Raw genomic sequence first — 12,539 nt, 5'->3', positions numbered from 1 at the left:
GGTGGCTGTGCTGGCTGTGTGGTCGGCGGCCTGGGCCGTCGTCCCGGCGAAGGAGAGGGCCGCTGCCGCGAGCGCGGCCACGGCGGTACCCAGCCAGGCGCGGGTGGATCGTCTGGATTTCACGTACGGCCTCCAGGTGTGGGGGGTGGGGGCTGAGATACGGGAACGGTGGCCACCGCCGAATGCCACCAAGCTGGTCCAGACCAATTGCAATGTCAAGGGATCTGTCCGGGCGGCGGCATCTTCTCCACCGTTTCTCCGTCTTCCGGGACCGGTTGCCCGTGCGCCAAGATCCAATGAATCTTGGTCAGTTGTGGCTCTTCCGGCGTGTCCCCTGGCTACAGTGCTGAGGCAGGAGCAACTCGCTGTGAACGGGGGACCACGACGTGCCGACCGCCATAGCTGTCACCAGCGGCGACCTCGTGCTGCCGCCGTCCGACCGGCACACCCCGCTCGCCGCCGTACTCCAGCCGCCCTCCGCGCAGTCACTCGAAGCCTCCATCGCGGACTTCCACGCCCTCCTCGAACAGCACGGATATGTCGTCGTGCCGTACGCGGCCGCGCTGCCGGCGCCGTACGTCCAGCGGCTGCACGCCGTGCGCTCGGTCCTGGAGAGCGACCGCATCGCCCTGCTGCCCGTCGACCTGCCGCCGCTCGGTGTCGCGGTGCTCGCCCGGCAGCTGCGCCAGCTCTCCGTCTGCGACTTCAGCCCCGGTGTCCTCGCCTCGGCGGCCCGGCTGCTCGCCCACTACATCTACGCGGGCGCGCTGCTCCCGACGGTCACCCGGCTCGACCACGTACCGGTCTCCCTGACGGCGCACGCCAAGTCCTGGCTGCCGGGCTCCCAGTTCGCCGTACTGGCCTCACCCGCACCGCAGCTGGCCAAGGTGACCGGCACCGAGCCCGGCCTGCTCGAAGGGCCGTCGTTCGCGACCCGGCTGCTCGTCGCCAGGGGCCAGCTCCAGTCCGACTGGGTGACCACGGTGCTCGCCCCGGCCTGGCGGGTCCAAGGCCATCTGGAGACCGCGCTGCCCGCCGACTCGGCCGGCTGGTGGGCGACGCCCCGGCTCGTGGAGTTCGCCGCGGCCATCCCCGAACTCTCCGTCCTCCACCAGCTGGTCTCCTCCGTACGACGTGAGCGGTGCCGATGGTGCGGGCTCGAACTCATAGGGAACCGCTGCGGGTTCTGCTCCGCGCCGTTCGCCGATCCGCACGCCCAGCTCGAGAGGTTGCCCGCCCAGTGAACTCCCGCCAGCGCCGCGGCGTCGTCCTGCTGATCCTGTCGGCCGTCTGTGCCGTCGCAGCGATCATCGGCGTGCTCTCGGTCATCCGCAACGTGAATGCGAAAGTCGGTCCCGAGGTCACCGCGTACCGCGTCAGAAGCGACATAGCCCCGTACAAGCAGCTCACCCCGGGCGACTTCGAGGAGACGCGGATGCCGCGGAAGTGGCTCTCCGGCAACGCGGTGACCGATCTGGCCCAGGTGCGCGGCAAGATCGCCGTCACCCAGCTGCGCAAGGGCTCGCTGCTGCAGAGCGACATGATCGTCCAGCAGCCCGAACTCAGCGCGGGCGAGCAGGAGATCGCCATCATGATCGACGCCTCCACCGGGGTGGCGGGCAAGATCACACCGGGCTCCGACGTCAACATCTACGCGACGTTCAAGGGCGACGACAAGGGCGTCCCCGACACCTCCAAGGTCATCGTCTCCAACGCGCGCGTCGTGGACGTCGGCAAGCTCACCGCCCTCGATCCCGGCCAGAACGAGAGCGACCGCTCCCGGCAGGCCACCGACGCCGTCCCGATCACCTTCGCCCTCAAGACGCTCGACGCCCAGCGCGTCGCGTACGCGGAGTCCTTCGCGACCCATGTCCGGCTGGCGCTCGTCGCGGCCGGCGGCAGCCCGGCCGTCCCGCAGCGCGACCGCACCTACACCCTCGACGGCGACAAGTGAGGGCCAGATGGGACAAGTGAGGGACAGATGACGACTCGCATCCTCCCCGTGGCCGGTGACCCGGACGCGGCGCGCGCGGTGATCACCCTGCTCAGCCAGCTCCCCGACGCGGAACCCTTCCCGCCGGTCGCCGACTCGACCTCACTGCTCGACCTGCTGGCCCGGCTGGCCGCCGAGTCGCTCGACGAGCTGCCCGAGGTCGTCCTGGTCCACGAACGGATCGGCCCGGCCCCCGCCCTTGAGCTGATCAGGGAGGTCGCGCTGCGCTTCCCGGCGGTCGGCGTCGTCCTCATCACCGCCGACATCAGCCCGCTGCTCTACACATCGGCGATGGACGCGGGCGCCCGCGGCCTCATCGGACTGCCGCTCGGCTACGAGGAGCTGGCGGCCCGGGTACAGAACGCGGCCTCCTGGTCCACCGGCGTACGCCGCCATCTCGGCGGCGGCCCCGACCCGGCCGCCGGGCCCGGCGGCACGGTCGTCACGGTCACCGGGGCGAAGGGCGGGGTCGGCGCCACCGTGACCGCGGTCCAGCTCGCGCTGGCGGCCCAGGCGTCCGGCAGGTCCGTCGCCCTGGTCGACCTCGACCTCCAGTCCGGTGACGTCGCCTCCTACCTCGACGTACAGTTCCGCCGCTCCATCGCCGACCTGGCGGGCATCGCCGACATCTCGCCCCGGGTCATCCAGGACGCGGTCTACGCGCACCCGACCGGGATCGGGCTGCTGCTGGCGCCCGGCGAGGGCGAGCGGGGCGAAGAGGTCACCGACCGGGTCGCCCGGCAGGCGATCAGCGCACTGCGGGGCCGGTACGAGATCGTGGTCGTGGACTGCGGCACCCAGCTCACCGGCGCCAACGCGGCGGCCGTCGAAATGGCCGACCACGCACTGCTCCTGGTCACCCCCGATGTGGTGGCCGTCCGGGCCGCCAAGCGGATGGTGCGGATGTGGGACCGGCTCCAGGTCCGCAAGGCGGAGGAGACGGTCACCGTCGTCAACCGGGCCACCCGGAGCGCCGACATCCAGCCGCCGCTGGTCGAACGCATCACGGGTACGAAGTCGGCCCGCACCGCGATCCCGGCCGGGTTCAAGGAACTCCAGGCGGCGGTGGACGCGGGCCGGATGCAGGACCTGGACAGCCGCTCCACGGTCAAGCAGGCCATGTGGGGCCTGGCCGGGGAACTCGGCCTGGTGAAGGCGCCCGCCGGGGCTGCCCACGGCAGGGGCGGCCGGGGTGGCCGGCTGCGTGGCCGGGGCGGCCGCAACGACAGTGACCGGGGCGCGGTGCTGGTCGAGTTCGCCGGGATGGCCCCGCTGATCGCTTTCGTCCTGGTGGCGATGTGGCAGTGCGTGCTGTGGGGCTACACGTTCTCCCTGGCGGGCAACGCGGCGGACGAGGCGGCACGGGCGGCCACGGCCTCGTACGCGGTGGACGGCTCGACGGCGGGCTGCCGGGAGGCGGGCCTGAAACGGCTGCCGGCCAACTGGCGCGGGGCGGCGTCGGTGTCCTGCGGCGCGTCGGGAAACCTGATGAAGGCCACGGTCCACCTGCGCACCCCGGTCCTCTTCCCGGGAGCCGGAAACTTCCCGTGGCCGGTGGACGGCAGCGCGGGGGCGGCACTTGAGGGAGGTGAGGGATGAAGGCTGCGCGGCGTACCGTCCACGGGGCTCCGCCCCGGACCCCGCTCCTCGGAAGGCATCGCCGGGACGACCGTGGCACCGCCATCCTCGAATTCACCGGAATGCTCCCGGTCCTCCTCTTCATCGGCATGGCAGCCATCCAGCTCGGCATCGTCGGATACACCGCCAACCAGGCAGGCACGGCGGCCCGCGCGGCCGCCCGTACCGAAGCCCTGGAGGCCGGTACCGGCCGGGCCGCCGGACTCGACGCCGTGTCCGGCTGGCTCCAGGGCAACACCACCGTCTCGGTCCGCGGCGGCGACACCGTCAGCGCGACCGCCACCATCGAAGTCCCGTCCGTCCTGCCGGGCTTCCACCTCTTCGGCCCGGTCCACCGCACCGTCGCCATGCCGAATGACGCCACCGCCGCGAGTGCCACAGCCGGGAACGCCACGGCCCGGAGCGACAGGGAGGCACCATGAGCCTGCGGGCCCGCATCGCCGCCCCCGAGGAGCACGGCGGCGGCCGGGAGGACGGCCACCAGGTCGCCGTCTACCGTGCCAAGCTCCTGGAGGAGATCGACCTCGCCGAGATGTCCTCGCTGGCCGCCGCCGACCGGCGCGCCAGGCTGGAACGCGTACTCGGCCACATCATCAGCCGCGAGGGCCCCGTACTCTCCACCGCCGAGCGCTCCCAGCTGATCCGCCGGGTCGTGGACGAAGCTCTCGGCCTCGGCGTACTGGAACCGCTCCTCGAAGACGCCTCCATCACCGAGATCATGGTCAACGGCCCCGACTCGATCTTCGTGGAACGGGCCGGACGCGTGGAGCAGCTCCCGATGCGCTTCGCCTCGACCGAGCAGCTGATGCAGACCATCGAGCGCATCGTGTCGACCGTCAACCGCCGGGTGGACGAGTCCAATCCGATGGTCGACGCCCGGCTGCCCTCCGGCGAACGCGTCAACGTCATCATCCCGCCGCTCTCCCTGACAGGACCCACCCTCACGATCCGCCGCTTCCCCCGCGCGTACCGCCTCCAGGAGCTGATCGCGCTCGGCACGCTGGACGAGCAGATGCTGCTGCTGCTCTCCGCGTTCGTCCGGGCCCGCTTCAACGTGATCGTCTCCGGCGGCACAGGATCGGGGAAGACCACGCTCCTCAACGCGCTCTCCGGACTCATCCCGGACCACGAGCGCATCATCACCGTCGAGGACGCGGCCGAACTCCAGCTCCAGCAGGCCCATGTCGTACGCCTGGAGACCCGGCCGGCCAATGTCGAGGGCAACGGGCAGATCACCATCCGCGACCTCGTACGCAACTCGCTGCGGATGCGCCCCGACCGGATCATCGTCGGTGAGGTGCGCGGCGGCGAGACGCTCGACATGCTCCAGGCGATGTCGACGGGCCACGACGGCTCGCTCGCCACCGTGCACTCCAACAGCGCCGAGGACGCGCTGATGCGGCTGCAGACCCTGGGGTCCATGTCCGAGGTGGAGATCCCCTTCGAGGCGCTGCGCGACCAGATCAACAGCGCGGTCGACGTCATCGTCCAGCTCTCCCGGCACGCCGACGGCTCCCGCAAGGTCAGCGAGCTGGTGCTGCTCGTCAGCCATGGGCGCGAGCGCTTCCAGATCTCCACGGTCTCGCGGTTCCGCGCACAGCCGATGACCGCGGACCGGGTCGTGCACGGCCGGTTCGAGCATCTGCCGCTGCCGCGCAGGATCGCGGAGCGGCTGTACCTCGCGAACGAGGCGCTGCCGCCCGCGTTCGGCGTGGTGGAAGGCGTCGACCCGCTCAACACGAGAGAGGCGAGGTAGGGCAGCACCATGACCAGAGGTGGGGCAAGGCCATGACCAACACCGCTCTGCTGGCGATCGGCGGCACGCTGCTCTGCGGTGTGCTCGCCGTCGCCGGTGTCCATGTGTACGCCAGGGGGAAGGCCCAGCGCGAAGCCCTGGTCGACCGGCTCTCGTACAGCGGACCGCGCCCCGAGGGGCTGCGCGTCCGCCGCTTCGGCGGGGTCGACCGCAGACTCCGCGGGACGGCCTTCGGCAAGCGGCTCCAGCTGCGCCTGTCCGCGACCGGTCTGGATCTGACGGCGGGCGAGTTCGCCGTGTACGTCGTCGGGGGATTCGCCGCACTCTGGCTGATCGCCTCCGCCGCACTGGCCCCGTTCTTCGGTCCGGTCGCCGGGCTTGTCGCGCTGTGGGCGGGCAACACCTTCCTCAACTGGCAGCGCCAGAAGCGCATCGAGGCCTTCATCAACCAGCTTCCCGAGCTGTCCAGGATCCTGGCCAACGCGACCGCCGCCGGGCTCGCTCTCCGTACCGCACTGGGCATGGCGGCGGAGGAGCTGGAGGCGCCCGCGGGCGAGGAGCTGGCGACGGTCACCGCACAGCTGGCGCTGGGCAGGTCGATCGACGAGACCCTGGGCGAGCTGGCCGCCCGGCTGCCCTCCCGGGAACTGGTCGTCCTCGTCACCACCCTGGTCCTCTCCAACCGCGCGGGCGGCACGGTCGTCGGCAGCCTGCGCAACCTCACCGGGACGCTGGAGGAGCGCAAGGAGACCAGGCGCGAGGTCGTGACGATGCTCTCCGAGGTCAACGCCACCGCCTACACCCTGCCGCTGCTCGGCGTGGGCGCCATGATCATGCTCAACTCGATGGACTCCGGCTCGCTGGCCCGGATGACCGGCCACCCGCTCGGCCAGGCGGCCGTGCTCGTCGCGCTCGCCCTGTACGCCGTCGGCTTCATCGGTATGCGGCGCCTCGGCAAGATCGAAGTCTGAGGGGACGGGACAACAGCCATGGTGGGACTGGTGCTCGCCCTCGTACTCGGCGCGGCCGTCGCCGGGATGTTCCTGGGCGTCCGGATGTACCGCTCCGAGGTGAAGGTCCCCAGCGATCTCGCCGTCGCACTCGAAGTCGGCGCCACCCGGGTGGGCGGCGCCGAGGCGGCGGTCGACCGGGCGGGGATGCGCTTCGCGCCCGCCGTGCTCAGGGCGATGGGCCCCCGGGCGGTGGAGAAGAAGCGCCGCAGGATCGACTCGGCGGGCAACCCGGGCGGCCTGACCGTCGACCGCTACGCTGCCCGCCGTGCGGTGTACGGCATCTTCGGCGGTCTCGCGGGCCTCGCGCTGCTCACCAACGGCAGCTGGTTCTTCGCCGTCTTCGCCTTCGCCTACGGGGCGTTCGCCGCCGACGCGACGATCTGGCAGGCCATCCGCAAGCGCAAGGACATCATCGAGCGGACGCTGCCGGACTTCCTCGACGTCCTCGCCGTGGTCGTCAGCGCGGGCCTCGGCTTCCGGCAGGCGCTGGAGCGGGTCGCCGAGAAGTACGAGGGCCCCTGGGCCGACGAACTGCGCATCACCCTGCGCCAGATGGACATGGGCGTCAGCCGCCGCCAGGCGTTCGACGAACTGCGCAGGCGCAATGAGTCCGAGCAGGTATCGCAGTTCGTCAGCGCGCTCCAGCAGGGCGAGGAGCTGGGCGCGCCGATCGCGGACACCCTCATACAGATCGCCAACGACATGCGCCGTACCGACGCCCAGAACTCCCGCCGCCGGGCGGCGAAAGCGATCCCGCAGGCCACAGTGGTCACGCTGATCACCATGGTCCCGGCGACGCTCATCCTGATCGTGACGAACATGTTCCTGGGCTCCACCACCGACTTCGGCTCGCTGTTCGGGAACTGAGCGATGACACCACGGTGGGCGTTGCTGCGGCGGAGGGGGCCGTCGATGCGGAGAGCGCCGTTGATACCGAGAGTGCCGTTGATACGGAGGGTGGGATCCGGCCACTTTCTGTCAGCTGCTTCGAGGCCGCAACCCTTTGTGCCACCCTCTCCCCAGGGATATGACTTCGGGCCGAGTCCGAGGGAGGCGGAGGTCATGCACCGTACCGCCTCCGGCGCGAGCGACCAGCGGTTCGCCGCTGCCAGCGGCACCCGAACCAGCATGAACAGCCGTACAGCGAGAGCGATATGGCTGGGAACGTCCGCGCGGGAGCCCGGCCGCCATGGCTGAATTCCTGCGCGGTGAGGGGAGGCGGGGTGCCGCGCACGGCAGCCCTGCCGCAGAGACGGAGTCGTACGTTCCCGAAGGGGCAGAGCATGGCGAAGGACATCACGCTCAAGGCGTATCTGGCACTCGGCACCTGGCGCGACACGGTCGTCTCCCGGATGCGCAGGCACGCGGGCGACAGCGGCGCGAGCATCGTGGAGTACGGCGGGCTGCTGGTGATCGTGGCGCTGATTGTGGTGGCGGTGCGGGGGCTGGGGCTGCAGGGAATCATCTCGGGCGCGATCAGCAACGCCGTGGCTTCCATCACCGGCGGCAAGTGACGCGACATCACCTGGGGGCCGACCAGGGGCAGACGATCCTCATCTACGTGGTTGTGGTGGGGGGCCTGCTCTTTCTGGCGTTCGCCTACTTCGCCTTCGCTCAGGCCGCGGTCGCCAGGAACGGCGCTCAGTCCGCCGCCGACGCGGCAGCCCTGGCTGCGGCCCAGGACGTACGGAACCAGATGGCCGACGGCCTGACCGGCTCGCTGGGGCAGCAGGACGCATGGGCGGGCTGGCTTCTCGGTGACCACCCTGTCGCCGGTACGGGGAGCGCCGCGGCGGCCCGGCTCGCGGGCGACAACGACGCCACCCTCGACGGGCTCGCGCCGACGACGGTCAAGGGGTACCCCGCCTTCGAGGCGAGCGTCACCACCCGCTTCACCGTCGGCAAGTCCGTCATCCCCGGTACGGAGGGCAGGCACGCCAAGGCCCACGCCGTCGCGATGATCGAGCCGCGCTGCTCCGTCACGCCGTCCGGTGACCCGAAACTCGTCGAATTCGACTGCGACGGCCGGCACTGGGAGATCGACCCGAAGAAGCTCGACACGATTGAACTGCCCCAGCCGAAGGATCTGTTCGCTGTCCGCCTGGCCGAGTGAGGATGAGTAGTAGATGAGCATGCGTCGCACCTTGAAGGCCCGCAGAGCGCTGGCCACCGTGGCAGTCACAGCGGGCCTGGCGCTCACCGTGGCGGGCTGCGGAGGCGACGGCGGCGGCAAGGACCAGTCGAGTGCGTCGTCGCCCGCGACGAAGGACACCGCCGGTGACGGAAAGGCTCAGCAGTCCCCGGCTCCGGCCGGCGACAAGGTCCTGGCCGAGGTGAAGGGTGATGACGGCATCGGGCTCACCGTGACCTCGGCCGTCCGCGACTCCGGGGGCTTCGTCACCATCAGTGGAAAGGTGACGAACGGCAGCGGCAAGATCTGGACTCCCACCTCATGGGCGGGGGACGAAAGCGAGCTGGCCGGCAACTCGGCATCCATGGCCGGTGCTTCGCTGGTCGACCAGACGGGCAAGAAGAAGTACCTCATCCTCCGTGACACGAGCGGTCGCTGCCTCTGCACCAAGTTCGTCGGTGCCTTCCAGGCAAGCGAGGAGCGAACGTTCTACGCCCAGTTCCCCGCCCCGCCCGCCAGCACCAAGTCCGTGGAGTTCCAGATCGGCGACATGCCTCCCGCCACCATCGACATCTCCGACGGGCAGTGACCGATGAGACGACCACGCCGCCCCGCGGCCACCCTCGCCGCCACCCTCCTGCTCACCGGGCTGACCATCACCGGGGCGCATGCCGCCGGTCCCAGCCCCGGCCCCAGCACGCCCCCGGACAGTACGACGTCCTCGCCACCGCCCACCATCGACCCGGCCGCCCCCGGGCTGCGGCTCGGCGACGGCGCGACGCTCGCGGCCTCCCATGTCCTCGACATCAAGTCCGTCGTCGAGGACCTCGGCGGTGAGGAGCGACGTGAGGACACCAACGCCGATGTGACGTTCGCGCTCCAGGCCGAAGTCCTCTTCCCCAAGGACAGCCCCAAGCTCAACCCCGAGGCCAGGGCCCGCATCAAGGCCATCGCCGACGAAGCCCTGGCCCAGCACGCCACCAAGGTGCGGGTCTTCGGGTTCACCGACGACCTCGGCTCGTACGAGCACGGGAAGGTCCTCTCCAAGCGGCGGGCCGACGCCGTGCAGGAGGAGCTGGCCAAGTCGCTCGGCTCCGACGTCACGTTCGACATCCGCGGATACAGCGAGGACTACCCGATCGCCTCGAACGCCACCGAGGAGGGCCGTACGAAGAACCGCCGCGTCGAGATCTCCTTCCCCCGTGGCGAGAAGCCCGGGCCCGGCGCAGGCTCGTAGCTCCGCCGGAACCACGGCGGCAACGGCTTCTGCTGGTGGCCGAATTCGGTTGCCGCGCGTACCGGCGTGCGGGCACTGTGTCGCGAGGCCATTCGGCTCCGGGGCGCGCGATCCGGTGTGTCCGACCCGGGGTGCGATCCGCTTCGTGTTGGGGTCCGGCGCCTACGGGGGTGGGGTCGGACCCCGCGCTCCGCGCGCGCCCGGGCGGTGGCGGCGCGGCCCGACCCGGGGAGATCCCCGTTTCGTATCCCCCGGCCTTCATCATGGACCGGTGATCAGTGTCCTCTTCGCCGTGCTCACCGCGCTCAGTAACGGCGCCGCATCCGTGTTCCAGCGCCGTGCCGCCGCGAAGGTGCCCGACGACGAGGCGATGCATGTGTCCCTCTTCGGGCACCTGATCCGCCAGCGGGTGTGGCTGGCCGGGATCGGCCTGGTGATCGTCGCGGCCGTCTGCCAGGCCGTAGCGCTGGCCACCGGACCGATCGCCGTGGTGCAGCCGATCTTCGTCATCGAACTGCCCGCGACCCTGCTGCTCGCAGGCCACCTCATGCGTGTGAAGCTGCCCCACAGCATCTGGTACGGCGTGGCCGCCGTCACCCTGGGCCTCGCCCTCGGGATGGCCACCGCGGCTCCGGGTGGCGGTGGCGAGAACGTGAGTGGGCTGCGGTGGATCCCGGCTCTCATCCTCACCGGGATCTTCGAGGCGGTCGTGATCGGCGCGGCCCTCAAGACCCGCGGCAACCCCCGCGGGGCCCTCCTCGGACTGGCCGCTGCCTGCGGCTACGCACTCACCGCCGCACTCATGAAGGACGCCATGGCGCGGCTGAGCGACGCCGACGGCTGGGTCGAACTCCTCAAGGCCTGGCAGCTCTACGGCACGGCCGCAGCCGGCGTGGGCGCGCTCTTCCTGCTGCAGAACGCCCTCCAGGCGGGCACCCTGGTCGCGGTCCAGCCGATGCTCACCCTCGGCGACGCACTCATCAGCATTTTGTACGGAGTGACCCTGTTCGGCGAGACCCTGCGTACCGGCTGGTGGCTGGTGCCGGAGCTGGCCGCGCTCGCCCTGGTCGGCCTCGGCTGCGTCGAGCTGGCCCGGTCCCCGCTGGCCTCCGGCAGCACCGGCCCGCCGTCCCGGGTGAAGTGAACGGCGGACCGGGCCCGTTGGGCGTTACGCGGTGCACTCCACCTTGATCGCCGCCGAGGCGTTGTGCGCGTTCGCGCGTGACGACGAACTCCAGTCGTCGCCCCGGTCGTGCAGCTTGACGCTCAGCACGCCTGAGTTGATCTGGTACGAGGGAGCCGCGATCCACTCGCCGCGGTGGCTCACCTGCGTGATCTCGAAATGGCCGAGCTGGGTGTCGCCCGCAGTGCTCGTGCCGTCGTGGACGGTGTAGTACGTGGGCTGGCCGCCGACGTGTCCGACGTTGCTGTCGTTCGGTATGTAGACGCTGACCTTGCAGCTGCCGGACTTCACGTCGCCGGTCCGGAAGTTCCACACCGCGCTGTTGTCGCTGTCGCTGGAGTCACCCGACATGGGAATCGAGCGGTACCAGCCCTCGCAGCCGCCTGAGGCGTACGAGCCGTTGTGAGTGGTCCAGCCCTTCTGGTCGTCGGTGTACTTGCCGCGTTCGGTGTAGGTGACCGAACTGTTGGAGCAGTGCATTCCGCCGATCGCGGAGTAGAGCACCTTGGGGGAGGACGTCGTCTTGTTCGACGTGTTGGAGGTGCCGCTGCCCGACGAGGAGTCGGTCTTCGTGCCGGTCTTCCCCTTGTCCGTGGAGGAGCCCGATCCGGTCGTGCTCTTCGACGAATGGCCGTCCGTCTTGGTGGCCCCGGGGCCGCCGGACGTGTCCGCCGACGCGGCTTCGTGGATGGGCGGAGCGTTCACACCGCCCACCGGGGCCGATCCGCCGGGGCCCTTCGAACCGCCCTTGCCCAGCGGTGCCTTGGAGGCGTCGGACTGCGGTACGTAGCCGTCCGCCCCGGCGCCGGGGTCGGTGTATCCGGCGGCGGTGTTCCTGGTGTTGTGCTTGGGGCCGTCCCCGCCGGTGAACGAGGCGACGACGAAGGGGAGGGAGAGCAGCACCACGCCCCCGATCGCGGCAGCCGCGACCATCGGCCGGGAGACCTTGCCGGGTGTCGATTCGTCGTCCTCCGCACCGGTGCCTCCGGGGCCGTTCCCACCCGCGGCGCTCACGGCTGCGGTGGAGCCGGAGGACGTACGGGTGCGGGTTCGGCTCCGGGTGAGGGTGCCCAGTACGGCGGTGAGTGCCGGTATCCCACGGGACGTCGTGGCCGCGGTGGTCGCGGGCGTGGTGGCGGGGGTGGCCGTGGCTTCCGGCTCGGTGGCGGGGGTCGGCGTGGCTTCCGAAGCCCGTTCCGGAGCAGGTTCCGAAGCTGCTCCGGGCTTCTCCGCTTCCTCCGTCTCCCCGGCCTTCTCCGCCTTCTTGGCCCTCTGCGGTTCGGGCTTCTCGGCGGCCACCGGCTCGGCCGCGGGCGCCGGTTCGAGCGTCGTTGCCTTGCTCTCCGTCACGCGAGTGGCGGCAGGCACCTCCGCGCCGATCACGCCACCGGCGAGCGTCACGGCGGTGGACTTCGCTGTCTCGGCCTCGGCCCTCTTCTCCGTCTCGGTCTGCGTACCCGCTCCCGGCGCCGCCTCCTCGGACGTGTCCGCAGCAGCGGACACCTCGCTGTTCGACTCGGGTTCCGTGCTCGCCATGGCCACCTCGCCTCTCCTGCTTCTCGAACTGCTCGTACTGCTCATGTGCGTC

The 12,539-nt window shown here is 70.8% G+C and carries 13 protein-coding genes; 12 read left to right on the top strand and 1 reads right to left on the bottom strand.

What is annotated here, in order from left to right:
- The first annotated feature begins 386 nt into the window (after positions 1–386).
- The 12 genes from OG210_RS08940 (at position 387) to OG210_RS08885 (ending at position 10,912) form a co-directional block, all read left to right on the top strand.
- Positions 387–1,244: a hypothetical protein gene (locus tag OG210_RS08940; RefSeq protein ID WP_328330735.1), complete on the top strand. Its 858-nt coding sequence runs from the start codon at positions 387–389 to the stop codon at positions 1,242–1,244.
- Positions 1,241–1,954 carry a Flp pilus assembly protein CpaB gene (cpaB, locus tag OG210_RS08935; protein ID WP_328330737.1) on the top strand — a complete coding sequence of 238 codons (714 nt, stop codon included), beginning with the start codon at positions 1,241–1,243 and terminating at the stop codon, positions 1,952–1,954. Before OG210_RS08940 ends, cpaB begins: the two co-directional genes overlap by 4 nt.
- Positions 1,955–1,981: 27 nt before the next feature.
- Entirely contained in the window at positions 1,982–3,592 is a 1,611-nt protein-coding gene (locus OG210_RS08930) for an AAA family ATPase (RefSeq protein WP_328330739.1), read from the top strand.
- Complete coding sequence (locus tag OG210_RS08925; RefSeq protein WP_328330741.1) at positions 3,589–4,053, top strand: TadE/TadG family type IV pilus assembly protein; 465 nt, start codon at positions 3,589–3,591, stop codon at positions 4,051–4,053. The genes OG210_RS08930 and OG210_RS08925 overlap by 4 nt, the downstream gene beginning before the upstream one ends.
- Complete coding sequence (locus OG210_RS08920) at positions 4,050–5,387, top strand: CpaF family protein (protein ID WP_328330743.1); 1,338 nt, start codon at positions 4,050–4,052, stop codon at positions 5,385–5,387. The genes OG210_RS08925 and OG210_RS08920 overlap by 4 nt, the downstream gene beginning before the upstream one ends.
- 32 nt (positions 5,388–5,419) lie before the next feature.
- Positions 5,420–6,358, top strand: a complete 939-nt coding sequence (locus tag OG210_RS08915; protein WP_328330745.1) for a type II secretion system F family protein — start codon at positions 5,420–5,422, stop codon at positions 6,356–6,358.
- Between the two features lie 18 nt (positions 6,359–6,376).
- On the top strand, positions 6,377–7,267 hold the full coding sequence (locus tag OG210_RS08910; RefSeq protein WP_328330747.1) for a DUF5936 domain-containing protein: 891 nt from the start codon (positions 6,377–6,379) through the stop codon (positions 7,265–7,267).
- Positions 7,268–7,683: 416 nt separating this feature from the next.
- A complete protein-coding gene (locus OG210_RS08905) occupies positions 7,684–7,914 on the top strand; it encodes a hypothetical protein (RefSeq protein WP_328330749.1) in 231 nt (76 codons plus the stop codon).
- Positions 7,911–8,513 carry a pilus assembly protein TadG-related protein gene (locus tag OG210_RS08900; protein WP_328330751.1) on the top strand — a complete coding sequence of 201 codons (603 nt, stop codon included), beginning with the start codon at positions 7,911–7,913 and terminating at the stop codon, positions 8,511–8,513. The genes OG210_RS08905 and OG210_RS08900 overlap by 4 nt, the downstream gene beginning before the upstream one ends.
- A 13-nt stretch (positions 8,514–8,526) precedes the next feature.
- Entirely contained in the window at positions 8,527–9,120 is a 594-nt protein-coding gene (locus OG210_RS08895) for a hypothetical protein (protein WP_328330753.1), read from the top strand.
- A gap of 3 nt (positions 9,121–9,123) precedes the next feature.
- A complete protein-coding gene (locus tag OG210_RS08890) occupies positions 9,124–9,768 on the top strand; it encodes an OmpA family protein (RefSeq protein WP_328330755.1) in 645 nt (214 codons plus the stop codon).
- Positions 9,769–10,039: 271 nt separating this feature from the next.
- Entirely contained in the window at positions 10,040–10,912 is an 873-nt protein-coding gene (locus tag OG210_RS08885) for a DMT family transporter (protein ID WP_328330757.1), read from the top strand.
- Positions 10,913–10,936: 24 nt separating this feature from the next.
- Here the strand turns inward: OG210_RS08885 and OG210_RS08880 are convergent, their stop codons facing one another.
- Entirely contained in the window at positions 10,937–12,487 is a 1,551-nt protein-coding gene (locus OG210_RS08880) for a hypothetical protein (RefSeq protein ID WP_371535677.1), read from the bottom strand.
- Positions 12,488–12,539 lie beyond the last annotated feature (52 nt).

The organism is Streptomyces sp. NBC_00466, from assembly GCF_041433995.1.
Lineage (GTDB): Bacteria > Actinomycetota > Actinomycetes > Streptomycetales > Streptomycetaceae > Streptomyces.
Note: the sequence above shows the minus strand (reverse complement) of the source record. Positions and strands in the feature narration are given on the sequence as shown.